Origin of the sequence: Paraburkholderia phenazinium (genome assembly GCF_900141745.1) — a bacterium.
Classification (GTDB): domain Bacteria; phylum Pseudomonadota; class Gammaproteobacteria; order Burkholderiales; family Burkholderiaceae; genus Paraburkholderia; species Paraburkholderia phenazinium_B.
In genome coordinates this window covers 89,750-113,622 of record NZ_FSRM01000002.1, presented here as the reverse complement: position 1 = coordinate 113,622, position 23,873 = coordinate 89,750, and the positions used below count along the sequence as shown (strand labels likewise).

Sequence of the window (23,873 nt, the reverse complement as noted above, 5' to 3'; positions counted from 1 at the left end):
AACGGCTATTTGACAATAATCCCTTTCGGACGCGGGGGTTAATCTTAAACGCGTACTTACCTAGACTGTAGACGCTGACTGACGAACAGGGTTGTTCGTAGCAGGACAAACAAAAGTCTGGAGGTATTAGCCATGAAATCCCTTATTCAAACCGTTGTCGTTGCCGCTGCGTTTGCTGCACCGGTTGCTGTGTTCGCTCAATCGAACCAGCCTCTCACCCGTGCGGAAGTGCACGCTCAATTGGTCCAGGTCGAACAGGCTGGCTATTACCCGGGCGACGGTGACCAAAACGCTTATCCTGCGCAGATTCAGGCTGCTGAGGCCAAAATAGCAGCACAAAACGGTGCGACGGATGTGGGTGGCGTCGCAAACGGTTCGTCGGATATGGCGAAGCCGGCCGTGTCGAGTTCCAACCAGAACTAAAGGCCCTGCCACTGATGCATTGATGCCCTGATTCCGCGCTGCGGAAGAATAGCGGGCGCATCTGGCCGTTTGAACACCACGCTATGAGTGCGCACGGTCGCCGAGCGGCGCCGTGCAGAGAGCGGGCTCGCTACCGGTTTCGACCGCAGTAGCGCGCCGCTTTCGCCTTGTCACCTTGAATACCTCCGCCGTCGGGCTCCCGATGGCTTCGCTCAGACTTTTGCGGTCTGGGCGCTTTTTCCTTCGCGACCGTTACTAAATCTTTCTCGAGCTGCGCCCGCTTGCGCCGGTGAGCAAACGGGGATACTCGTCTGTTGCGATTTGCCGGAAATGAAGCGTAAGAGTCTGCACATAGGGATATTCAAATTGTGGTGAGAGTATGTGTGCTCCCAGACGGACCATGTGACCGGAATTACCTATGCGAAGGGATCTTTGCTTATCGCCTTCATTCGAATTCGAGTTGGCCAGCGCAGGCGATCTCCTGTTCGCCTGCGAGATTGACGCTACCGCTACAGCAGGCTTCACCGCCAGGGACCCGCTTCCCGCACTCTCGGTACGCGGCTGCACAGTTCTCTACGCGGGCAAGCCGATCTATGAGGCCGAATCTCCTGATGCCGCAATTATCTACCTCGATCGGCATATCAATGTATATGAGTAAGGGGCCAATGCGCATCGCCGCGTGACTCTCCGCCCCCATCTCGCGACGGCTGGCAGCGTACACGTACGTGCTAACATGTTGCCGTGCAACCAACACGTACGCGAGACCGGCTATGAATACAATGACACCGGCAAAGACGGACCTGGACGAGAGCCAGGGAAAGTCTCTCCGCCTCGTCGCTTATGAAAATTTCACGCAGCAAATCCTGAACGCCAATATCCGGCCTGGGCAATTCGTCTCGCAACGCGAACTGATGGTCCTGACCGATATGCCGCTTGGCGCGATTCGTGAAATGGTGCCGCGCCTCGAAGCCGAGGGTCTCATCAAGACCGTGCCGAACCGCGGTCTGCAGGTCTGTCATGTCGATCTGCGGTTGATCCGCAACGCCTTTCAACTGCGCCTCATGCTTGAGCGGGAGGCGGTTGCAAATTTCACCCGTACCGCATCCGACGCCGACCTCGAAAAAATCGAGCGGGCGCACAGGGATATCGTGCGCCGGGCGGTTGCCAAGAAAATCGACGATCGTCTTCTCAACGACGCCCAGACAGTCGACTGGGGTCTGCACGACATGATGATCGATGCGATGGGCAACGATATCGTCTCCAATATCTATCGCGTCAACAGTCTGCGCATCCGCCTGATCCGCCTCGAACATGTGGTCCTGAAGCCCGAGGTGGTGGTTCCGACGATGGATGAACACCTCGAACTGATCGCGGCCATTCGTGAGCGCAACGTGGAAAAAGCGGTCGGTCTGCTCGGCACGCATATCGAGAACGCGCGCCAGCGCTCGATGGGCAACTTCGGCTAGCAGGGCTACGGGCCGCCAGGTCGGCCCGAGGCATATCGCTTACGCTCCGTAAAAATTCTTCTTTGACGGCCCACTGATTTCTAACTAACATGTCAGCTACAGTTCGGTCCGTCATTGGATGATGGCTGGGTCGCGCCGGATCGATTTCGAACGCCCGTGCGGAGGTGGCGCCGCCGGGACGTATGACTGAAGGAGACGGGTTATGTCTTTCGAAGGACAGGGCGTGCTGGCAGCAGTGACGACGCCGCTCGATGCTGCGAACCGCGCGGATGTGGCGCTGCTGGCGCAGCATTCGGCAGATCTGCTGCGGCGCGGCTTACACGGCATTACTCTGTTCGGCACGACCGGCGAGGGCCAGTCGTTCACGGTCGCCGAACGGAGCGCAGCGCTCGAAGGGCTGCTCGGGCGCGGAATCAGCAGTGGTGATCTGGTGGTCGGCGCGGGCGCTGCAGCACTGGGCGACGCGATCTCCTTGACGTGGCATGCGCTGGCGCAGGGCTGCCGCCGTGTCTTGCTTTTACCTCCGTTCTATTTCAAGGATGTCAGCAGCGCCGGCGTGGTCGAATCGATCGGTCAGGTGATCGACGCCGCCGGCGATCCGGGCTTGCGCGTCATCCTCTATCACATTCCTCAGGTATCCGGAGTGAGTTTCGACGACCAGGCGATCGCGACACTGCGTCAGCGCTACGGGAACGTGATAGACGGCATCAAGGACAGCAGCGGGAACCTCGATCATTCGCTCGCGCTGATCCGCAATCATCCCGGCCTGAAAGTCTATGTGGGCGCAGAGGACACGATTGGACGCGCGCGGGCAGCGGGCGCTGCCGGATCGATCTGCGGGCTGGCCAACATCGCGCCAGAGCAGGTTCGCGCGTCTTACGACAGCGAACAGGACACAGACTTCGGCGTGCTAAAGGATCTGCTGCGGGCAGTGGCAGGTCAGCCCTTTGTGCCGCTTCTCAAGGCATGGGTCGCCGCTTGCCAGGGCAACGACGGATGGCGCCGCGTACGCGCGCCGCTCATGGCGATTGACGCGGATGTAAAAGCCGCATTGCCGCGCGCGCTGCTAGCTCGGACGACGGTGTGACGGGGTAAGCGCAATCCACCGCCCGGTATTCACGCACCGGGCCGATGCGAACCCGCGCACGCTGCGAAAACAGGGAAGGAGACACGATGGACCACGAAATCTGCTTGCCCGAGAGGGCCGGCGATACATCCGAGGCGTTGTTCGCCGCATTGCGCGATGCCCTCGGTGCTGCCGCTGTGCTGACCGGCAACGACATCCCCACACGTAACGAACAGGACTGGAGCACGCTCGGGCCCCAGCGGCCCCTGGCGGTGTTGCGTCCTACGGACACGCCCGGCGTGGCTGCGGCGATGCGCATCTGTGCGCAGTATCGCGTCCCGGTGGTACCGCAGGGCGGATTGACGGGACTGTGCGGCGGCGCCAGGCCCATCGAGGGGGCGGTGGCGTTGTCGCTCGAGCGCATGGTGGGGATCGAAGAGATCGACCCTGCATCGGCAACTATGACGGTCAAGGCGGGCACGCCGCTGCAGAACGTGCAGGAGGCCGCGGATGAGGCCGGTTTCTTCATTCCCCTGGACCTCGGTGCGCGTGGCTCGTGCGCGATCGGCGGCAATCTGTCTACGAACGCGGGCGGCAACCGTGTGATCCGCTACGGCATGGCGCGTGAAATGGTGCTGGGGCTCGAAGTCGTGCTGCCGGATGGCAGCGTGGTGACGAATCTCAACAAGATGCTGAAGAACAATGCGGGCTATGACCTCAAGCATCTGTTCATCGGCAGCGAAGGGACACTCGGCATCATCACGCGCATGGTCCTGCGCCTGTCTGCCAAACCGGGCTGCACGATGGCAGCGCTGTGCGCACTCGAAAGCTACGACAAGCTGGTCGTGTTTCTGAACGCGGCACGCCGCGGTTTAGGGCCGCTCCTGTCCGCCTTCGAGGTGATGTGGCCGGATTACTGGCAGACGGTCACGCAGCGTGTACCCGGCGTGAGCAATCCGCTGCCGGGCGAGCATGCCTGCTACGTGCTGATCGAAGCCCAGGGGATGGATGCGGCGTACGACGCTCCGCGTTTCGAGTCCTGGTTGATGCATCAGATCGAAGAAGGCGTACTCGCCGACGGAGCGCTGGCTCAATCGCTCGCGGACGTACAGGCGTTCTGGGGCGTGCGCGATGCCTGTGCGGAATTTCCGCAGGTCCTCGGGCCTCACGAACCATTCGACATCGGCTTGCCGGTCGCGGTCATGGACGAATACGTGAACGCATGTCTCGCAGCCTTGCGCGCCCGCTTTGCCGACGCGGTTGCACTCTTCTATGGGCACGTCGGCGATGGCAACCTGCATATCGTCGCCTGCGTGCCGGGTGCTTCGCCGCAACCGAAACAAGAGATCACCGCGATTGTCTACGGTCTCGTACAAAAGTTCGGTGGGACGATCTCAGCTGAACATGGCATCGGCATCACCAAGAAGCCGTGGCTGCCGTACACGCGCAGCGAACCTGAGCTTGCCCTGATGCGCCGCCTGAAAGCCGCGCTCGATCCGCTGAATCTGCTCAATCCCGGCAAGGTGGTTTAAACCGCCGTCCACGATCACCGGCACGAGACCGGATGCGGTATCCCTTCAAGGGAACAACAAGGAGACGAGATGGAGACGAACCTGCACCCCGTGCACGGCGATGAAGAGGTTTTGGTGGAGCGCGCAATCAGGCGCGCCAAGTGGCGGATCGTGCCGTTTCTGATCCTGATGTACATGCTGTCGTACCTCGATCGGGCGAACATCGGTTTTGCGCAGCAGTCCTATCAGGCGTCGACGGGCGTGAGCAACGCTGCATTCGCCTTCGGCGCAGGTATTTTCTTCATCGCCTACGCGTTGTTCGAAGTGCCAAGCAATCTGATGATGCATCGTGTCGGCGCGCGTGTCTGGCTTTCGCGCATCATGGTCACATGGGGGCTGATTTCGGCGGCCATGGCATACGCGTCGAGCGATTCGCTGTTCTCGTTCATCCGGTTCTTTCTGGGCGCCGCCGAGGCGGGACTGTTCCCAGGTGCGGTTCTCTACATGACGTACTGGTTTCCGGCTCGCGCACGCGGACAGATCATGGGGATCTTCTACTTCGGCTCGCCGCTCGCGTTGATGCTGGGCGGTCCGCTATCGGGCATGCTGCTTGAGCTCGATGGCCTGTTCGGCCTGCACGGCTGGCAATTGATGTTCCTGGTCGAAGGCCTGCTGGCGTCGGTGGTAGGCGTGTGCGGCTATTTCTATCTGTGTAATCGTCCCGAAGACGCGAAGTGGATGCCGCGCGATGAAGCACGAGCGCTCGCGCGTGCACTTGCTGCTGAAGATCGGCAGAAACAGAAAATCGGCAAGATGACTTTCCGTGCCGCACTGGTCGATCCGAAGCTGCTGCATTTCGCGCTCCTCTATTTCTCGATCCAGATTGCAGGCTACGGGGTGGCGTTTTATTTGCCGACCCAGGTAAGCGCGCTGCTGCATGTCAAAGTGGGCCTGCACGTCGGGCTGATTTCGGCCATTCCGTGGGCCTGCGCCATCGTGGCGGGTGCGTTTTATCCGGGCTTCGCGGTGCGTACCGGACACCGGCGTGGTTTCGCGGTGCTCTCGGCTCTCTCTATCGCGTGTGGTCTTGCGGTATCGGCCAATATGGGTCCCGTTGGGGCGATCATGGCCCTCTGTTTCGTCACGATGGGCATCATGACGGTACAGCCGATCTTCTGGACATTTCCAGCGGCCTATCTGGGCGGCACCGCAGCGGCGGGCGGTTTCGCGGTGATCAACGCGATCGGCAATCTTGGCGGTTTCTTTGCGCCGACCGTGCGCAATGCCGTCGAGGCGTCGTTTCACTCGGTGCCTGCGGGACTTTATGTGCTTGCGGCGAGCGGCCTCGTAGCGGCACTTCTGCTTGCCATGCTGCGTCCCGCGCAGGCCGATCGCCGCGTGTCCGATCCGGCCGAGCCTTTGCGCGCTGAAGTTTGACACGCACGAGGTGGCAAACAACTGCGATGACGCAGTCATACCTGCTATGAGACGGAGACAGCGAGCATGAGCGATACCGCGCAAAGTCAGCCCGCCCCGCCAGCAATCCGCCGAGCCCAGCATGTCGCGCTCGTGCTGCTGATGGTGAGCGGTGTCGTCAACTACATGGATCGCGGCACGCTGGCTGTCGCCAACCCGATGATTCGTGCCGAGCTCGGACTTTCGCTCGGTCAGATGGGCCTGCTGCTGTCCGCATTTCTGTGGATCTACGCTGTGTGTCAGTTACCGATTGGCGGACTGGTCGATCGCATTGGCCCGCGCCGGCTGCTGGGCATCGGGCTTGTTGTGTGGTCGCTGGCGCAGATGGCGGGTGGCCTCGCGTCCAGCTTCGGCTTCTTTATCGTTGCACGCGCCGTGCTCGGCATTGGCGAAGCGCCGCAGTTTCCTTCGGCCGCCCGGGTCGTGAGCAACTGGTTCCCGTTGCGCTCGCGCGGCACGCCCACCGGCATCTACAACGCGGCCTCGCCGTTGGGGAGCGCGCTTGCACCGCTATGCCTGTCGTTTGTCGTGGTGTCCTTCAACTGGCGTTGGGCCTTTATTGCAACGGGCATGCTGGGTCTTGTGGTCGCAATCATCTGGTTTGCGTTGTACCGCGATCCGGACAAGTCGCAGATGACCGAGGCGGAGCGCTGCTATCTCGACGAGGGCAGCCAGTCTGCAGGCGAAGTACCCCCCAAGCTCACGTTCGCCGAATGGCGCGGTCTGTTTTCGTATGGGACGACCTGGGGGATGCTGATCGGCTTCTTCGGCTCGGTGTATCTCAACTGGGTTTATCTGACCTGGTTGCCGGGCTATCTGACGATCGAGCGGCACATGAGCCTGATCCATACCGGCTTCGCGGCATCTGTGCCGTTCCTGTGCGGCATCGTCGGCTCGCTGGTGGCGGGCTGGTTCTCCGATCTGATTACCCGGGGCAGCCGTTCGCCGGTGGCGAGCCGCCGCAACGCGGTGGTGGTCTCGATGCTCGGCATGATGGTCTTCACGATTCCGGCTGCTCTCGTCGAGAGCAATGCGATCGCGGTCGCCTGCATTTCGGTGGTGGTCTTTTTAGGCAACGCGGCGGCGGCTTCGTCATGGGCATTGGCGACAGCAGCAGCGCCGCCCAGCCGGATCGCGTCGCTGGCAGCCATCCAGAACTTCGGCGGCTTTCTCGGCGGCGCGCTGGCGCCGATCGCGACCGGCTTTATCGCCCAGGCGTCGTCGTTCGTGCCGGCGCTATTGACGGCGGCGGGCATCGCAGGCGCCGGGGCGATGGCCTATCTGCTGCTGGTGCGCAAACCGATTCCCGAACAGGAAAGCGCGGCGGGCGTGGCTCACGTACCCGCATGACGGGAGCGAGACACGCGTTGCGAGTCGCGATTGAAACAGTATCTTTGAGGAGAGGTTGATGGGTGATACATCGAAGCCCGCTGGTGATATCGAGGGCATTGTTCCCGTGATGCTGACGCCGTTCGACGAGAGCGGTGCGATCGACTACGGCGGACTCGAGCGCCTGATCGAGTGGTATCTCGAGCATGGCTCGGATGCGTTGTTCGCAGTCGCGCAGTCGAGCGAGATGCAGTTTCTGAGTCTTGCGGAGCGTGCCGCGCTCGCGCGCTTTGTGGTGGATAAGGTGGCGGGGCGGGTGCCCGTGGTCGCGTCCGGCCATATCAGCGACGATCCGGATGCGCAGGCTGAAGAACTGCTGGCTGCGGCAGCATCGGGGGCGCAAGGGGTGGTGCTGGTCACGAATCGGCTGGATCCGAAGCGTGAGGGCACGGCCACCTTTCTGACGAATCTGCGGCGCCTGCTGCAGCGTTTGCCGTCCGATCTGCCGCTTGGGTTATACGAGTGCCCTGCGCCGTATCGGCGGCTGCTTTCCGACGAGGAACTAAAAGCGTGTATCGACACCGGTCGCTTCGTCATGCTTAAGGATGTCAGTTGCGATCTGTCCACCGTGAAACGGCGTGTCGCGTTGGCAGAGGGTTCACCGCTGAAGATATTGAATGCGAATGCCGCAATCGCGTGGGATGCGATGAAGGCCGGCTCGGCAGGCTTCAACGGTGTATTCACCAACTTTCATCCGGATCTTTACCAATGGCTGCGTAGCGAGAGTGCTCGCGATCCGGCGCTAGCCGAAGAATTGTCGACGTTTATGGTGGTTGCGGCAGTGTCGGAGGCGCTCGGCTACCCGGCGCTCGCGAAGATCTACCATCAGCGTATCGGCACATTCAACTCGATTCGCTGCCGCGTGATCGACTACGACGTGCGCGAACGCTTCTGGGCACTCGACGCGGTGCTCGACAAGATCGTTGCCGGCACCGAGCACTTCCGCGCGCGGATCGCTGCGGTGCGTTAGCGGAACTGGAACAGCGACGCGGGCGTATCGACCAGCACGGTGCGTAACTGATCCGGCTGATCCACGAAGGATTCGAGTTGATCGCGAGTCAGCCGTGCGTTCTGCACGTCTTCGAATTGCGTATGCGGCCAGTCGGTGCCCCACACGAGACGGTCGACGCCGAATTCACGAACCAGCGCGGGCCATGCGCTGACTGCTGCCGCCAATGCCGCAGCCGGATCATCGCGCTCGGGGCTCACGCGATACGCACCCGACACTTTCACCCACACCTGTCGCGTCGGGCCGAGCGAGAGCAGGGTGGCGAAGCCGGGGTCACCGGTGCCGAGCGCCGGATCGAAGCGGCCAAAATGATCGACCACCATATGCACGCCGCTGGCAAGCACGGCGGGCGCAATCGCGGAAAGACGTGCTGCTTCGATCTGCACCTCGAAATGCCAGTCCAGGTCCGCCATGCGCTCGAGAAACGGCGCCCATACCGTATCGCCAAAGTCGGGCAACGCGGTGCCGATCAGATTGGCACGCACGCCGACCACGCCGCGCGCGTGCCACGCCTCGATCTGCGCGATATCGCGCGCTGGATCCACTACGACGATGCCGCGTAACTGTTCGGGATGTGCGTCGAGGCACGACAGTAGAAAGCTGTTGTCGGTGCCGAGAAAACTTGGTTGAACCAGAACACCGTGCGATAGGCCCAGGCTCGCGAGCATCGCGCGATAGTCTTCGAGCGTGGCCTCGTAGGCTGGCGCATAGCGCCGGCCTGATGCGAGTGCCAAGCCGTGCACGAACACGTGCGCGTGACCGTCGATGCCCGTGATGGGCAACGTAGTAGCGTGGAGGGCGGGCGTACCGTTGGAAGCAGTCATTCGTGAATTCGTGACACTCAAATCAGGCTGCAGGCTCTTCGTCTAGTGTACGACCGCGCGTTTCCGGCAGCATGAGGATCGAAACCGCGACGATTGCGTAAGCGATCGCAGCATCGATACCGATCGCGAAGCCCAGAGAAAACTGACCGGCAAGATGTCCGACCATGACCGGGAAGCCGGCCGAGACCACTCGTCCGAAGTTATAGCAGAAGCCGACACCTGTACCGCGCGTGCCACGCGGATAGAGTTCGTTGAAGAGCGCGCCCATGCTTGCGGGAATTCCGGCAGCGAAGAAACCGAGCGGAAAGCCTAAGGCGAGCATGGCCTGATTCGACATCGGCAGGAAGACGTACAGGATCACCGTCGCCACGCAGCAGACCGAAAACAGCAGGATGGTCTGGCGGCGGCCGATGGCATCGAGCAACACCGACGCTGCTAGACAGCCGAAAAAGAACGCGAGGATGATGACCGCGAGATAGCCGCCGGTGCCGAGCACGGAGAGATGCCGCTCGGTCTTCAGAAAGGTGGGCAACCAGGTGGTCAATGCGGAATAGCCACCATGTGCGCCGACGCCGAGCAGGCCGCCGATCAGCGTCATGCGTAGCACATCCGGCGCGAAAATCGAGAGCAGCGGGACGCGTTCGGCGGAGCCAGGCTTACCTTCCTGCGCACCCTTCTTCGCGGCGACAACGGGCTCCTTGAGGTTGCGCCGCACGTAGATGATCAACAGCGCCGGCAGGATACCGATACCGAACATCACACGCCAGCCGAGCGCGGGCGACAGGAACGAGAACACCCCTGCATAGAGCAGCACCGCTGCGGCCCAGCCCACGGCCCATGCGCTTTGCACAGCGCCCATTGCCTTGCCGCGATGCCGGTTGCTGATGGTCTCGGCCATCAGCACTGCGCCGGCTGCCCACTCGCCGCCAAAGCCAAAACCTTGCAGAGCCTTCAGCACGATGAACTGCGGAAAATTTTGTGCAAACGCGGATAGCAGCGTGAAAACCGAAAACCAGGCCACCGTAACCTGCAAGGTGCGCACGCGACCGTAGCGATCCGCTGCCGCGCCGCAAATCCAGCCGCCCAGCGCCGACGCAACCAGCGTCACGCCGCTAACAAGCCCCGCCTGGGTCTTGCTGATGCCCCATTCGGCGATGATCGCAGGAATCACGAGGCTGAACATCTGCACGTCGAGCGCATCGAGCGCCCAGCCGCCGAAACAGGCCCAGAACGTGCGCCGCTCGTTCTTCGATACTTCGCCATACCAGGAAAACATCTGGACTCCACGCGCCGTATGCCGGCGTCGACGATGCTGCTTGTTAAACCCCAAAAATGCGTGACGACGCGCCGCTCAGCGAATCTCAATGTCGTACGCAAAGTGTTGCGCGGCGCCTCGCGAAAGACGCCATTCGAGCGGTGCGCCGTCGTAACCGAAGGCAACCCGTTCGATCACGACGATCGGACTGTGTGCCGCCACTCGCAGCGTGGCGACATCCTCTTCATTGGCGGTCTCTACCGTCAGTCGTTCGTCGGCGCGCGCCACCACGCGGGCGCAGCGCTGTTCATAGAATGGATAGAGCAGCGGACCGAACTCTTCGATCGGGCAGTCGGCCAGCGCAACGAACGGTTCATACGGCAACCAGATCTGCTCGGCCACGATCGGCTGGTCGTCGATCAGCCGCAAGCGCGCCAGCCGGATCGCTTTGGCGCCCGTTTTGAGGCTGAATCTCGCCACGACCGCCTTGGGCGCGCGCATCACGGCGCGCTCGAGAATGCGGCTCTCAGGGACGCGTCGCTCACCCGAGGGCGAGTGAAAGCGGAAGAAGCGGAACAACGAACGGTCGAAGGCGGCGCGGCGCACGAAGGTGCCGCGTCCCTGGAAGCGTTCGACCAGTCCTTCACGCTCAAGCAGGTCCACCGCCTTGCGTACCGTGCCGACTGCAAGGCCATAGGCGAGCGCCAGTTCCTGTTCGGTCGGCAACGGGTCTTGCGGCTGCCATTCAAGCGCGGCAATGCGGGCGGCCAACTGGTCGCGCAGGCGGTGATAGCGGGGAATGCGGTCGTCCAAGATCTTCAAGGTCCGATGGCTGGTGAAAATTCATATATATGTTTATATGAATCGCATCGGATGAGGATCGGGGTTTTCCCTGAACGGCCGCTATATCAAGCTTTTAACGCCGGCTCGGACGGCGCGGCTTTTCAAAACTGTCCAGCAGGTCCTGGTGCTCCTTGCGCAATAAGTGGACGAACTCGAGCGTCAGGCGATCGCGCGGCTGATGCGGCGGATACAGCAGATACGTGGGAAACAGCACCGCGGGCTTGAACGGCCGGATCTCGATGCCGGGCCCCGCAAAGTCGCGCGCGACGATGGGGTGCGCCAGCGTTACGCCCATCCCGCAACGCACCATCTCGCAGCAGATCGCCGAATACTGCGCTTCGATGGCGAGTACCCGCTGGACTCCGGCGCGTTCGAAGGCCTCGTCCATTTGCGTCCGGGTGCCGTCGCCATGACAGAGGGAGATGAACGCTTCGCCCTGAAAGTCCTCGGCCTTCAGCACGGACTTCTTCGTCAGGCGATGGCCGGCCGGCAGCACGCATACCGCTGCGGCTTCCGACAACAGTTCCACTTCGCAGGTGGACGCTTCGCTCTTGTAGACCGCTACGCCCAGATCGCAGAACTGCGAGGAGGTCCAGTGATTGACCGTCCCCGAGGTATTTACGTGAAGCGACACGGTGACTTCCGGCCGCAATGCCTGAAAGCGTTTGATGACATGCGGCACCAGCGTCAGACCCGCGGAAGGCATGGCTGCGATGCGCAGGCGCCCGCTGCCCAGGTTCTTGATCTGCGCGGCCGCGTTGGTCAGTCCCTGAAGCCCGACATAAGCGCGCTCCACCTCGCGAAAGAAGGCGTTGCCTTCGCTGGTGGGGATCAGTCTGACGCCGCTGCGCTGGAACAACAGCAGCCCGGTTTCGCGTTCCAGCTGCGTGATGAGCCGGCTGATGTTCGGTTGTGAAGTGAACAACTCCTTTGCTGCTGCGGTCATGGATCCCGCCAGCATGACAGCCCGAAACGCTTCAATGTGCTTCAGATTCATCGCACGCAACCCATATCAGATTGGTATGGATTGTTATTTTATTCGTATTGGACGTTATGCATTTTGCCCGACAGAATCTTTTCAACTCACATGTATTCCCGCAAGTGCCCGGCAGCACATTGACTGGAGACCAGCCCATGCGATACCCGCAGCGAAACCCTCGTCCGCTATCTGTCCGTTTGCTGCTGGCCGCACTCGGCATTGCCGGTGTGTTGTGCGGGCCGCTGGTGGCGCAGGCCGACACCACGCTTTACGTGGCCAACGTCGGCGGTTCGAACGAGCAGATGTACCGGCAGACGATCATCCCGGCGTTCGAGAAGTCGCACAACGTCAAGATCGTCTATGTGGCGGGCAATTCGAGCGACACGCTGGCGAAGCTGCAGGCGCAGAAGGGCCATGAGCAGATCAACGTCGCTGTCATGGACGACGGTCCGATGTACCAGGCCATGCAGATGGGCCTGTGTTCGAAAATCGCGGACGCCCCCGTCATGAACGACCTGTATCCGCTCGCGCACCTCGGCCCGACTGCGGTGGGCGTCGGCATGGTGGCGACGGGGATCGGCTATAACGAGGAAGCCTTCAAGAAGATGGGCCTGCCCGCGCCGGATTCCTGGACCGTGCTGACCGACAAGCGTCTGAAGGGCAAGCTTGGCATGCCGCCGATCACCAACACGTACGGCTTGCACGCGCTCGTGATGCTCGCGCGGCTAAATGGCGGCGGCGAAAAGAACATCGATCCAGGCTTCGCCGCGATGACAAACCAGGTCGCGCCGGACGTGCTGTCGTGGGCGCCGACGCCAGGCGAAATGGACGGCCTGATGCAGAACGGCGACGTGATTCTTGCACCGTACGGTAGCGGCCGCGCGGTTGCGCTGCAGAACACGGGCTTTCCGTTAAAGTTCTTCTATCCGAAGGAAGGCGGTATCGCGCTGCAGGTCGCGGCTTGCGTGGTGGCCGAAAACGCGCAGCCCGAATTGTCGCAGCAATTCATCCAGTATCTGTTGAGTCCGGAAGTGCAGGCTATCCAGGCCAAGGCGATAGGGCTCGGTCCGGTCAACAAGACCGTCAAGCTGGCACCGGAAGTCGCGGCACGCGTACCGTATGGTCCAGATCAGGTGGCGAAGCTGATCGCCGTCGACTGGACGACCATCAATCAGCATCGCGCGGAATGGACCGAGCGCTGGAATCGCAGCGTCGAGCGTTGAGTCCTTAAGCGCCGCCGAGTGGGCCTGCGGCTGCCGCGCCGCTTGTTCGGCCCATCGCTACCCTCACAGGGACGCACATGAGTTTCCTGACACTCAAAGGCATATCGAAGCGCTACGGCGACTTCACTGCGATCGAGCAGATCGACCTTGAAGTGGAGCGAGGTGAGTTCCTGTCGCTGCTTGGACCGTCCGGTTGCGGCAAGACCACGACCCTGCAGATGGTAGCCGGGTTCATCACGCCGAGCACCGGCACGATCAGGCTCGATGGACGTGACATCACACACGAGCGGCCCGAAAAGCGCGGCATGGGTGTCGTATTTCAAAGCTATGCGCTGTTTCCACACATGACGGTAGAGGGCAATGTCGGCTTCGGCCTGGAAATGCGCAATATGAAGCGCGCGGCGCGTGCCGAACGCGTGGCCGAAGTGCTCGAACTCGTGCGTCTGAACGGCCTGGGCAGTCGCTATCCGAAGGAACTGTCGGGCGGTCAACGGCAACGTGTGGCCATTGCGCGCGCGCTGGCGATGCGTCCCGAACTGCTGTTGCTGGACGAACCGATGTCGAACCTCGACGCCAAGCTGCGCGAGGAGATGCATATCGAACTGCGCGCCATCCAGAAGCGCCTCGGCATCACGACGATCCTCGTGACGCATGACCAGGTCGAGGCGATGACGATGAGCGATCGCATCGCGGTCATGCATCGTGGCACGATCGCGCAACTGAGCACGCCATTCGAAGCGTACGAACGGCCGAAAACGGCTTTTGCATCGACCTTCCTCGGCAAGACCAACCTGTTGTCGGGAGCCGTTGTACGCCGCAATGGACGCTGCGCCGAGGTGGATGTGGCGGGTACTACGCTCAGGGTGCCGCATGAAGGGCGGCCTGCGCAAGGCGATGTCAACGTGTATATCCGCCCAGAAAAGGTTCGTCTGGCGGATGCGGATGCGCGCGCGAGCGGCCGCATCACGACGCGGGTGTTCGTCGGCAACCAGTGGCTGCTGCAGGTCGACACCGGCATCGGACGCCTGAGCGTGGCGCAGCCTAACTTCGGTGCGCCGCCGCCAGAAGAAGGCCAGCACGTCGGTCTTGCGTGGTCCGATGACGACCTGCGCATGCTCGAGAAGGAGAAGCCCGATGGCCACTCTTGACCACGATCGCGCGGGCGCGGCGCCGTGGCTTTTGTCCGGGCCGGCGCTGCTGCTGTTCGGCGGCTTGCTGCTGGTACCGCTCGTGCTGACCCTGGTGCTATCGTTCCATGCCTTTAGTGACAGCCAAGGCACGCTTGCGGCTTATACGTTGTCGAATTACTTAAAGGTAGTCACCGATCCCTACTACGGCGCAATCTTCGCCCGCACAGCCGGACTCGCCTTCGCGGTGACTGCGCTGTGCATTGTGCTCGGCGTGCCCGAGACGATCGTGCTCGCGCGCATGAAGCGGCCGTGGCAGTCGGTGTGCCTGCTGATCGTGCTCGGCCCGTTGCTGATCTCGGTGGTTGTACGCACGCTGGGCTGGCAGATCCTGCTCGGCAACAACGGAGTGCTTAACAACGCACTGCAGGCGCTGCATTTCACCTCCGAGCCGATCCGTCTTGTCTTCACCATGACCGGTGTAGTGATTGCACTCACCCACGTACTGGTGCCCTTTATGGTGATGTCGGTGTGGGCAACGCTGCAAAAGCTCGATCCGCAGGTCGAATGGGCAGGCCTGTCGCTTGGCGGGTCGCCGCTGCGCGTATTCCGGCGAGTCGTGCTGCCGCAGATCCTGCCAGGCGTGCTATCGGGTTCGATCATCGTATTTGCGTTATCTGCCTCGGCGTTCGCCACGCCTGCGCTCATTGGCGGCCGGCGACTAAAGGTGGTTGCAACGGCGGCCTACGACGAATTCCTCGGCACGCTCAACTGGCCGCTCGGCGCGACGATTGCGGTGTTGCTGCTGATCGCCAACGTGGCGATCGTGATGGGCTGCAGCCGGCTCGCCGAACGTCGTTTCAAGCACATCTTCGATTGATGGGGAGGACGCCATGAAACAAAACGGATTCTGGGGTCTCCTGTTCAACGCGCTGTTTCTCGCGTTTATCCTTGCGCCGCTCGTGGTGGTAGTAGCGGTGTCGTTCACCGACAGGGGTTATATCTCGATGCCGTTCGATGGCGCATCGCTGCGCTGGTTCAGAGCGATCCTCGAGAACGAGGACATCGTCGACGCATTCTGGCTGTCCGTACGGCTTGCGCTGGTGGCGGCGACGCTCGGCGTCGCGCTCGCGGTGCCCGCGGCTCTCGCGATCGCACGTTATCGCTTTCCGGGGCGCGGCGCACTCGCCGGCTTTTTCCTTTCGCCGATGATGATTCCCGCCGTCGTGCTCGGTATCGCGTTCCTGCGTTTTCTGAGCCTGCTCGGGCTCGGCGGATCGTTCTGGGCGCTGTGTGCGACTCACGTGATCATCGTGGTGCCGTATGCATTGCGGCTCGCGTTGTCGTCGGCAGTCGGTCTCGATCGCGACGCTGAGCGTGCCGCGCTTTCATGCGGCGCGAGCCGCTTCACCGCGTTTCGCCGCGTCGTGCTGCCGATGATCCGTACAGGCGTGGTCGGCGGCTGGGTGTTGTCCTTCATTCAAAGCTTCGACGAATTGACCATGACCATTTTTGTCGCGACGCCGGGCACGACCACGCTGCCTGTCGCGATGTACAACCAGATCGCGCAAACGATCGATCCTTTGGTGGCGTCCGTGTCGACGGTGTTGATCGCCGGCACGGTTGTCCTGATGCTGGTGCTGGACCGGATGGTCGGTCTGGACCGCGTCCTGATCGGAGAAACACGATGACAGTTGATGGAGCCGAAAGTCCCGACGTGCTGGTGGTAGGCGGCGGGCTGGTCGGTACGGCGGTGGCGTATGGACTTACCAGAGAAGGTGCAAAGGTAACCGTGCTCGATGAAGGCGATGGTGGCTTTCGCGCTTCGCGCGGCAACTTCGGTCTGGTGTGGGTGCAAGGCAAAGGCTATGGCCTGTCCCCTTACGCGCGCTGGACACGCAGCTCGGCTGAACGCTGGCCGGCGCTTGCGGCAGCGTTGCTGGAGGACACCGGCATCGACGTAGCGTTGCGGCAACCGGGCGGCTTTCACATCTGCTTCTCGGACGAGGAACTGGCCGAACGCGACAAGCGCCTCGGCATATTGAAGGCGGAGTTAGGCGGCGATTACCCCTATCAACTGCTCGATGCCAAAGAACTGCGTGAGCGTTTGCCTGCAATCGGACCGGAGGTGATCGGCGCAAGCTACACGCCGATGGACGGCCACGTGAATCCGCTCAAGCTGTTGCGCGCGTTGCACGATGCGATGCAACGGCGCGGCGTGACGCTGGTCGGAAACAGCCAGATCGGCCGCATTGCGCCGGAGGAGGGCGGCTTTGCCGCGCATGGACGCAACGGCGTGTGGCGCGCGCCGCGGATCGTGCTGGCTGCGGGCCTCGGCAACAGCTCGCTGGCGCCACAGGTCGGGTTGCATGCGCCGGTGAAACCGAATCGCGGGCAGATACTGGTCAGCGAGCGCGTCGCGCCTTTTCTGCATCATCCGACGATCAACGTACGGCAGACCGACGAGGGCTCTGTGCAACTGGGCGATTCGATGGAAGAGGTCGGCTTCAACGACTTCACGACGACCGATGTGCTATCGAAAATCGCGCGTCGCGGCGTGAGAGCTTTTCCGTTTCTGAAAGATGTCCGTTTGGTGCGCATGTGGGCGGCGTTGCGCGTGTATAGCCCCGATAGCTTCCCGATCTACGAGCAGTCGTCGCAGTATCCGGGAGCGTTTGTTGTCACCTGTCACAGCGGCGTGACGCTGGCTGCCGCCCACGCGCTACGCATTGCCCCTTGGGTCGTGGGCGGCGCGATACCTGACGAGCTCGGCGCGTTTCCCGGTGGCCGGTTCCTTTCGCCTGCGAAAATCCTTAGTCATGCTTGATACACGACGCTGATATGACTTCCAAACCGCTTTTCAGGGTGCTTGCCCCGCTTGCGCCTGCCGTCGCAGAGGCCACCGTCCATATCTGGTTCAACGATGAACCGCTTGAGGTGCCAGGCGCTCGCTCAGTGGCGGCCGCGCTGCTCGCTGCCGGCGTGCAGCGCTTTCGCGCTACGCCGGTTACCGGTGCGCCGCGTGCGCCGTATTGCATGATGGGCGCGTGCTTCGAATGTCTCGTCGAAATCGATGGCGTGCCGAGCCGGCAAAGCTGCCTGGTGACGGTACAGGACGGCATGCGGATCCACTCGCAGGAGGGCGCGCGCGACTTGCCGTTTAGCGCCGATCCGGCGTCATCGCAATCCATCAAGGAGAATTCCGATGCTCGTTGAACCGGTCGATGTCGCGGTGATCGGCGCGGGGCCTGCGGGGCTCGCTGCGGCGACGCGGGCTGCGGGAGCGGGCCTGTCGGTGGTGCTGCTCGACGAGCAGGAGACGGTCGGAGGACAGATCTATCGGGCGATCGAGCGCAGCGATGCGCAGCGTCGCGAGATCCTTGGGCCGGACTACGTCGCAGGCGCGGCGCTGGCGGAGGCATTCGCGCGCAGTGGGGCGCGTTATGAGCCGAACGCCTCGGTCTGGCAAGTCACGCGCGAGCGCTCCGTGCATTATCTGAAGGATGGAAAAACCGGGAGCTTCGAGGCGAAGCGTGTCGTGCTTGCAACTGGCGCGCTGGAGCGGCCCTTCCCGATACCGGGCTGGACGCTGCCAGGTGTGCTGACCGCCGGCGCCGCGCAGATCCTGCTGAAGAGCGCCGGCGAGGTGCCGGCTGACCCGCCGGTGCTGGTCGGCTGTGGGCCGTTGCTCTATCTGCTTGGTTGGCAATACGTGCGAGCGGGCGTGCCGATTCGCGCGCTGGTCGACACCACGCGTCATGAGGACCGCTGGCGTGCCAAGCGTCACATGATCTCGGCGTTGCGGGCGTGGCCGTATCTGGCCAAGGGCTTGCAATTGCTCCGCGCGCTGCGCGAGGCGGGCGTGCCGATTCACGAGGGTGCCGACGATCTTCGCATCGAAGGCGCGCCGGGTGATGATGGCACCGACCGGGCGCACGCGTTGAGCTTCTCAGTGCGCGGCGTGCCACAACGGATCGAGGCCAGCGTTTTCCTGTTGCATCAGGGCGTCGTGCCGAACACGCAGTTCAGCTGGTCTCTGCGCGCAACGCATCATTGGGATGACGCGCAATTGTGCTTCACGCCGCAGACCGATGCATGGGGCGAGCTCGATGTCGCCGGTATCTTCGTCGCAGGCGACGGTGGCGGGATCGCCGGCGCGCAAGCGGCCGAGGCGCAAGGCGAACTGAGCGCGCTGGCGATTGCCGCGCAATTGGGCGCGCTCGATCAGGCGACGCGTAACCATAACGCGGCGCCGTTGTTGCGGCGCCTCGCGGAAGTGAAGCGTATCCGTCCGTTCCTCGATACCTTGTACCGGCCGCGCGACGAGAACCGCGTGCCGCACGACGACGTGCAGGTGTGCCGCTGCGAAGAGGTGACGGCTGGCGACGTGCGTCGCTTCGTGGAACTCGGCTGTCAGGGCCCGAATCAGGCCAAGTCGTTTGGCCGCTGTGGGATGGGCCCGTGCCAGGGACGCCTTTGCGGGCTGACCGTGACCGAAGTGATCGCCGAGGCACGCAAGGTGTCGCCTGCCACGGTCGGCTATTACCGTATCCGCCCACCGATCAAACCGCTCACGCTCGGAGAACTCGCCGGTGAATAGCGCCGCGGTCAACGAAGCCGACGTGCTGGTGATTGGTGGTGGACTGCACGGATCGAGCAGCGCGTTCTATCTGGCGAGCCGTGGCGTGCGCGTCACGGTGCTCGAAGCGGATTACGTTGGCCGCCATGCGTCGGGTGTCAATGCGGGCGGTGTGCGCACGCTCGGCCGGCCGTTGCCGGAAATCCCGCTGGCGCTGATGTCACGCGAGATTTGGCACAACATCGTCGCGACCACCGGCGATGATGCCGGTTTCGTGCCCTCGGGCCAGATGAAAATCGCCGAAAGCGAGGCCGAGCTCGACGAGTGTCGCGCTCGCGTTGCGTCGCTCGAGGCACAGGGCTTTACTCACGAAAAGATCATCGACCGCGCAACTGTCCGCGAACTGGAGCCGGCGCTCGCGCCGCATGTGACCGGCGCGATCTGGGTCGAACGCGATGGCTATGCGTTGCCGTACCGCGCCACCATGGCGTTTCGTCACGCAGCGCAGGCACGCGGAGCGGTCTTTCATGAAGGCACGCCCGTCAAGCGGATCGAACAGCGTGGCACGCGCTGGTACGCACACACACCCGCTGGCCTCTTTTCAGCGGAGCATCTGGTGATCACGGCAGGGGCCTGGTCAGGTGAGCTTGCGAGGCAAGTTGGCGAGCCCGTGCCGGTGCATCCGGAAGGGCTGATGCTGATGGTTACGCACCGCGTTGCGCCATTCTGCCGGGCGACGCTTGGCGCGACGGGAAGGCCCTTGTCGTTCAAGCAGTTCGATAATGGCACGGTCGTGATCGGCGGCAAGCTGATCGGGATCGCTGATTTGCCGGGACGTCATGGCGAAGTGGACTTCGCGCGTCTCGTAAGAAGCGCGCATACCGTGGTAGACCTGTTTCCGCATCTGCGCCACCTCGGCGTCAATCGCGCGTGGGCCGGGGTGGAAGCATTTACCGAGGATTCGCTGCCGGTGATTTCACCGAGCCGCAAGGCGTCGAATCTGACTTACTCGTTCGGATACTGCGGCAGCGGTTTTCAGCTTGGCCCCGGTTGCGGCAAGCTGGTGTCGGAACTGGTGCTGGACGGCGTTCCGTCGTTACCGCTGGACGCGTTTGCTATTGATCGCTTTGACGCCGGCCGCCTTGGGTGCACCTGAAGGTTGCCTGTCTCTCAACGCGGTCATGCTTCGCATGAGCGTGACCGTTTGCTCCTTGATGATGCGCATCAGCGTCGCGAGCCTGGTTGCGTCGACAGCGTCCCATCCCAGCACTCTCAGCGATTTGCGCCCGTGGATGTGAAACGCGACGACCGGTCCGTTGAGCGTTAGCGTGCGAATCAGCGTCTCTTCATCATCTGCAGGACGTCCAAGCAGGCGTCCGACAATCGTCGCGCTGATATTGGTCAGGCGGCAACTGATCTTTTTGTCAATCAACTCGAATCCCGATGACGGACCGTGGCCGGCTTGCTCACGCGCCATGAACAGGCGCCAGTCGTCCGATTCGGTCGAGGTGAACATGAACTGGGCAATGCTTGCCTGGATCGCGCAGAACGCTTCGATCAGCCCGTCGTCGTCGACATTGTTCGCCAGCGCTTTCTCGGCTGCCTCGACGGGTTCGAGGATCTGTGCCCAGACCCGCGAGACGATGTGCTCGATGCACGCCAGGTAGACCCCTTCCTTATTGTCGAAGTAATAGCCGATGGCCGGTGCGTTGACGCCCGCGCGCTCGGCGATGTCGCGCGTCGAGGCGCCGTCGAAGCCATATTCGCCGAACAGCGCGAGCGCCGCGTCGACGATGCGTGCGCGGGTTTCTTCGCCGCGCTGGTAGCCGCCATCGATTGCGTGGCGATGTCTCGGGGCAGGGGACATCCGTTGGATCCTCAGAAGCTTTTGTAAGTGAAGCAAAAATATATCAATTGACAGAAATGTGCCAACTGGAATAATTATATCAATTGGAAAAAATCTGGAGTCGTCATGTCGGCCACCCTTCCCGTCAACGAAGCTGGAGCTGCGCCCGCGCGCCGCTCCCCCACACGCCGGCTACTCATGGCGGCCGGGCTGATCGCCCTGATCGCCGCGGCCGCGTGGGGCGTGCGCTGGTGGACGGTGGGACGCTTTATCCAGGGTACTGACGACGCCTACCTGCAAGCCGATAGTATGACTGTTGCACCCAAGGTGTCAGGGTACGTGGCTGAAGTGTTGGTTGGCGACAACCAGACGGTTGCGGTCGGACAGCCGCTCGTGCGGCTCGACAGCCGCCAGTACGAAGCGGCGTTGGAACAGTCCAACGCCACCGTGGCCGCGCGCCGGGCCGACATTCTGCGCGGCGAGGCCGAACTGGCGCAGCAGCAGGCGAGCATCGGCGAGGCGCGGGCGCAACTCGATGGCGCGGTGTCGAACGAGGCGCATGCGCTCGCCCAGGTCAAGCGCTACGAACCGCTTGCCGCAACGGGAGCAGAGACCGAAGAACGTGTGGCCGATCTGCGCAACTCGGCTCGCCAGGCTACTGCCACGCGCGCCGCTGACGCCGCAGCGCTGCAGGTCGCCGAGCGTCAGGTCGCGAATCTGCAGGCGCAGATCCAGCAGGCTCATGCGCAACTCGACGCAGCCGTCGCCTCCACGCAACAGTCGCAGCTTGACGAGCAGGACACCGTGGTACGCAGCACGATCGCGGGTCGCGTCGGCGACCGCACAGTGCGCATCGGCCAGTATGTGCAGCCGGGCACGCGTCTGATGACCATCGTGCCGGTGCAGGACGTGTATCTGACGGCCAATTTCAAGGAAACGCAGATTGGCCTGATGCGGGTTGGTCAGCCGGCGACGATCCGGGTCGACGCGTTACCGGGCGAAGATCTGCACGGCACCGTGGACAGCTTCTCGCCCGGCACGGGTTCGCAGTTCGCGTTGTTGCCCGCGCAGAACGCGACCGGCAACTTCACGAAGATCGTGCAGCGCGTGCCGGTGAAGATCCACATCGCGGCCGGTCCTGAAACGCGCAAGGTATTGCTGCCGGGTCTCTCGGTGAACGTGGAGGTGGACACACGCGGCGCCCGCGATACCGCCGAGCGCATGGAACGGGAAAACGGACGTGGCTAACTCCAGCACGCCGGCAAGCATGCCGGGCAGCGGAGCAGACGCATCCGCTGCGCAGCCGGCGCATCCGCCGAATGCCACCGCCTCTGACTGGATCGCCGTGGCCGCCGGCGCGCTCGGCGCCTTGATGGCGACGCTCGACATCTCGATCACGAATTCGGCGCTGCCGCAGATTCAAGGGCAAATCGGCGCGACCGGCACGGAAGGCACGTGGATTTCAACCGGCTACCTGATGTCGGAAATCGTGATGATCCCGCTTGCTGCGTGGCTCACGCGCGTGTTCGGACTGCGAAATTTTCTGCTTGGCAACGCGACGCTCTTCACGCTGTTCTCGGTCATGTGCGGCGTTTCGCACAGCCTGCCGCAGATGATCGCGGGGCGAATCGGCCAGGGCTTTGTGGGCGGCGCGATGATTCCGACCGCGCAGACGATTGTGGCGACGCGCCTGCCGCGTCATCAGATGCCGATCGGCATGACCATGTTCGGCCTGATCGTGTTGCTCGGGCCGCTGCTCGGTCCGGTGGTGGGCGGCTGGCTCGCGGAGAATATCGACTGGAGCTGGTGCTTCTTCGTCAACGTTCCGGTGGGCGGCGCACTGGTGGTGCTGCTGTTTCTGGGACTTAAGACCGCTCGCACCGACTGGTCGCAGTTCATCAAGGCCGATTGGCTCGGCATTGTCGGGCTCGCGGCGGGGCTTAGTTCGCTGACCGTCGTGCTCGAGGAAGGGCAGCGCGAGCGCTGGTTCGAATCGTCGATGATCGTGTGGCTGAGCGTCGTATCGGTGGTGGGCATCCTGTTGCTGGTGATTGCGCAGGTCGTGGCGAAGAAGCCCATCGTGCGTCTGACGTTGCTGAAGAATACGCGCTACGCGAGCGTCATCTTCATTGTGTTTACGGTGGGCGCGGGTCTTTACTGCGTGTCGTATCTGCTGCCACAGTTCCTGAGCAACGTATCGGGCTACAACGCAGAGCAGTCGGGCGGCGTGATGCTCATCTCCGGCGTGCCCGCGTTTCTGCTGATGCCGGTGCTGCCCCGTCTCATGGGCCGTGTGGATACGCGCCTGATGGTGATCGCCGGGCTGTGCTGCTTTGCCGCGAGCTGCATGCTCGACATCTCGCTCACCGCACAAAGCGTCGGCCATGACTTCACGTGGTCGCAACTGCTGCGCGGCGTGGGCCAGGTGCTGGCGATGATGCCGCTCAACCAGGCGTCGATGGCGGCCGTACCGCGCGAGGAAGCCGGTGACGCTGCGGGTCTCTACAACATGGCGCGTAACCTGGGCGGTTCGGTCGGACTCGCGTTGCTGGGCACGTTCATCGACCGCCGCAACACGTTCCACGAAGATGTGATCCGCGATTCTTTAAGCGCCAACTCGCTGATCGGGCAGGAGCACCTAACGGCTAGCGCAGCGAGTTTCTTCGCGCAGACCGGCGACATGGCCTACGCGAAGCTTCAGGCAATCGGCCAGCTTACCGCGCAGATGCAGATGCAGGCGGTGGTCATTACCTATTCCGAAACCTTCTATGTGCTTGGCGTGGCTCTGCTGCTGTGCATTCCGCTCGCATTCTTTCTGAAGAAGCCGGCTGCCGGCACACCGTCGGCAGGACACTGA

General features: G+C 62.6%; 23 protein-coding genes. 18 read left to right on the top strand and 5 right to left on the bottom strand.

Annotated features, from left to right (window positions below; all coding sequences use genetic code 11):
- The first annotated feature begins 132 nt into the window (after positions 1-132).
- The 8 genes from BUS06_RS20595 to BUS06_RS20560 all read left to right on the top strand — a co-directional run bounded on the left by BUS06_RS20595 (position 133) and on the right by BUS06_RS20560 (position 8,301).
- Positions 133-423, top strand: coding sequence for a DUF4148 domain-containing protein (locus tag BUS06_RS20595; protein WP_074266302.1), 291 nt, complete (start codon positions 133-135; stop codon positions 421-423).
- A 418-nt stretch (positions 424-841) separates the two neighbouring features.
- Positions 842-1,081, top strand: a complete 240-nt coding sequence (locus BUS06_RS20590; RefSeq protein ID WP_074266301.1) for a hypothetical protein — start codon at positions 842-844, stop codon at positions 1,079-1,081.
- 112 nt (positions 1,082-1,193) lie between these two features.
- The gene (locus BUS06_RS20585; protein ID WP_143787624.1) at positions 1,194-1,889 is read left to right on the top strand and encodes a GntR family transcriptional regulator; all 696 of its coding nucleotides are present in this window, start codon (positions 1,194-1,196) and stop codon (positions 1,887-1,889) included.
- Between the two features lie 202 nt (positions 1,890-2,091).
- Positions 2,092-2,976, top strand: coding sequence for a dihydrodipicolinate synthase family protein (locus BUS06_RS20580; RefSeq protein ID WP_074266300.1), 885 nt, complete (start codon positions 2,092-2,094; stop codon positions 2,974-2,976).
- An 86-nt stretch (positions 2,977-3,062) separates the two neighbouring features.
- Positions 3,063-4,487 (top strand): FAD-binding oxidoreductase, encoded by a 1,425-nt coding sequence (locus BUS06_RS20575; RefSeq protein ID WP_074266299.1) that lies wholly within the window; start codon positions 3,063-3,065, stop codon positions 4,485-4,487.
- 69 nt (positions 4,488-4,556) lie between these two features.
- Positions 4,557-5,903, top strand: a complete 1,347-nt coding sequence (locus tag BUS06_RS20570; RefSeq protein ID WP_074266298.1) for an MFS transporter — start codon at positions 4,557-4,559, stop codon at positions 5,901-5,903.
- A 66-nt stretch (positions 5,904-5,969) separates the two neighbouring features.
- Positions 5,970-7,292 (top strand): MFS transporter, encoded by a 1,323-nt coding sequence (locus BUS06_RS20565; RefSeq protein ID WP_074266297.1) that lies wholly within the window; start codon positions 5,970-5,972, stop codon positions 7,290-7,292.
- A gap of 58 nt (positions 7,293-7,350) precedes the next feature.
- Positions 7,351-8,301: a dihydrodipicolinate synthase family protein gene (locus tag BUS06_RS20560; protein ID WP_074266296.1), complete on the top strand. Its 951-nt coding sequence runs from the start codon at positions 7,351-7,353 to the stop codon at positions 8,299-8,301.
- Here the strand turns inward: BUS06_RS20560 and BUS06_RS20555 are convergent.
- From BUS06_RS20555 to BUS06_RS20540, 4 genes are all read right to left on the bottom strand, one after another.
- Complete coding sequence (locus BUS06_RS20555) at positions 8,298-9,164, bottom strand: amidohydrolase family protein (protein ID WP_217272827.1); 867 nt, start codon at positions 9,162-9,164, stop codon at positions 8,298-8,300. The two genes, BUS06_RS20560 and BUS06_RS20555, sit on opposite strands and share 4 nt — an antisense overlap.
- Positions 9,165-9,186: 22 nt before the next feature.
- Positions 9,187-10,440 (bottom strand): MFS transporter, encoded by a 1,254-nt coding sequence (locus BUS06_RS20550; protein WP_074266295.1) that lies wholly within the window; start codon positions 10,438-10,440, stop codon positions 9,187-9,189.
- 75 nt (positions 10,441-10,515) lie between these two features.
- Positions 10,516-11,241, bottom strand: coding sequence for a GntR family transcriptional regulator (locus BUS06_RS20545; protein ID WP_143787623.1), 726 nt, complete (start codon positions 11,239-11,241; stop codon positions 10,516-10,518).
- Positions 11,242-11,335: 94 nt separating this feature from the next.
- On the bottom strand, positions 11,336-12,259 hold the full coding sequence (locus tag BUS06_RS20540) for a LysR substrate-binding domain-containing protein (protein WP_074266294.1): 924 nt from the start codon (positions 12,257-12,259) through the stop codon (positions 11,336-11,338).
- A gap of 137 nt (positions 12,260-12,396) precedes the next feature.
- Between BUS06_RS20540 and BUS06_RS20535 the strand changes: the two genes are divergently transcribed.
- The 8 genes from BUS06_RS20535 to BUS06_RS20500 all read left to right on the top strand — a co-directional run bounded on the left by BUS06_RS20535 (position 12,397) and on the right by BUS06_RS20500 (position 20,326).
- The gene (locus tag BUS06_RS20535; protein WP_074266293.1) at positions 12,397-13,464 is read left to right on the top strand and encodes an ABC transporter substrate-binding protein; all 1,068 of its coding nucleotides are present in this window, start codon (positions 12,397-12,399) and stop codon (positions 13,462-13,464) included.
- A gap of 77 nt (positions 13,465-13,541) precedes the next feature.
- On the top strand, positions 13,542-14,612 hold the full coding sequence (locus tag BUS06_RS20530) for an ABC transporter ATP-binding protein (protein ID WP_074266292.1): 1,071 nt from the start codon (positions 13,542-13,544) through the stop codon (positions 14,610-14,612).
- The gene (locus tag BUS06_RS20525) at positions 14,599-15,471 is read left to right on the top strand and encodes an ABC transporter permease (RefSeq protein WP_074266291.1); all 873 of its coding nucleotides are present in this window, start codon (positions 14,599-14,601) and stop codon (positions 15,469-15,471) included. Before BUS06_RS20530 ends, BUS06_RS20525 begins: the two co-directional genes overlap by 14 nt.
- A 13-nt stretch (positions 15,472-15,484) precedes the next feature.
- Positions 15,485-16,282, top strand: a complete 798-nt coding sequence (locus BUS06_RS20520) for an ABC transporter permease (RefSeq protein ID WP_074266290.1) — start codon at positions 15,485-15,487, stop codon at positions 16,280-16,282.
- Positions 16,279-17,418 carry an NAD(P)/FAD-dependent oxidoreductase gene (locus tag BUS06_RS20515; RefSeq protein ID WP_074266289.1) on the top strand — a complete coding sequence of 380 codons (1,140 nt, stop codon included), beginning with the start codon at positions 16,279-16,281 and terminating at the stop codon, positions 17,416-17,418. The genes BUS06_RS20520 and BUS06_RS20515 overlap by 4 nt, the downstream gene beginning before the upstream one ends.
- 14 nt (positions 17,419-17,432) lie before the next feature.
- Entirely contained in the window at positions 17,433-17,807 is a 375-nt protein-coding gene (locus tag BUS06_RS20510; protein ID WP_074266288.1) for a (2Fe-2S)-binding protein, read from the top strand.
- Complete coding sequence (locus BUS06_RS20505) at positions 17,797-19,191, top strand: FAD/NAD(P)-dependent oxidoreductase (RefSeq protein WP_074266287.1); 1,395 nt, start codon at positions 17,797-17,799, stop codon at positions 19,189-19,191. The genes BUS06_RS20510 and BUS06_RS20505 overlap by 11 nt, the downstream gene beginning before the upstream one ends.
- Positions 19,184-20,326, top strand: coding sequence for an NAD(P)/FAD-dependent oxidoreductase (locus tag BUS06_RS20500; RefSeq protein ID WP_074266286.1), 1,143 nt, complete (start codon positions 19,184-19,186; stop codon positions 20,324-20,326). The genes BUS06_RS20505 and BUS06_RS20500 overlap by 8 nt, the downstream gene beginning before the upstream one ends.
- Here the strand turns inward: BUS06_RS20500 and BUS06_RS20495 are convergent.
- Positions 20,267-21,037 (bottom strand): CerR family C-terminal domain-containing protein, encoded by a 771-nt coding sequence (locus BUS06_RS20495; protein ID WP_074266285.1) that lies wholly within the window; start codon positions 21,035-21,037, stop codon positions 20,267-20,269. The two genes, BUS06_RS20500 and BUS06_RS20495, sit on opposite strands and share 60 nt — an antisense overlap.
- Before the next feature lie 105 nt (positions 21,038-21,142).
- On the opposite strand from BUS06_RS20495, the gene BUS06_RS20490 reads away from it, so the two are divergent.
- Positions 21,143-22,264, top strand: a complete 1,122-nt coding sequence (locus BUS06_RS20490; protein ID WP_074266284.1) for an HlyD family secretion protein — start codon at positions 21,143-21,145, stop codon at positions 22,262-22,264.
- 19 nt (positions 22,265-22,283) lie between these two features.
- The gene (locus BUS06_RS20485; protein ID WP_074266283.1) at positions 22,284-23,873 is read left to right on the top strand and encodes an MDR family MFS transporter; all 1,590 of its coding nucleotides are present in this window, start codon (positions 22,284-22,286) and stop codon (positions 23,871-23,873) included.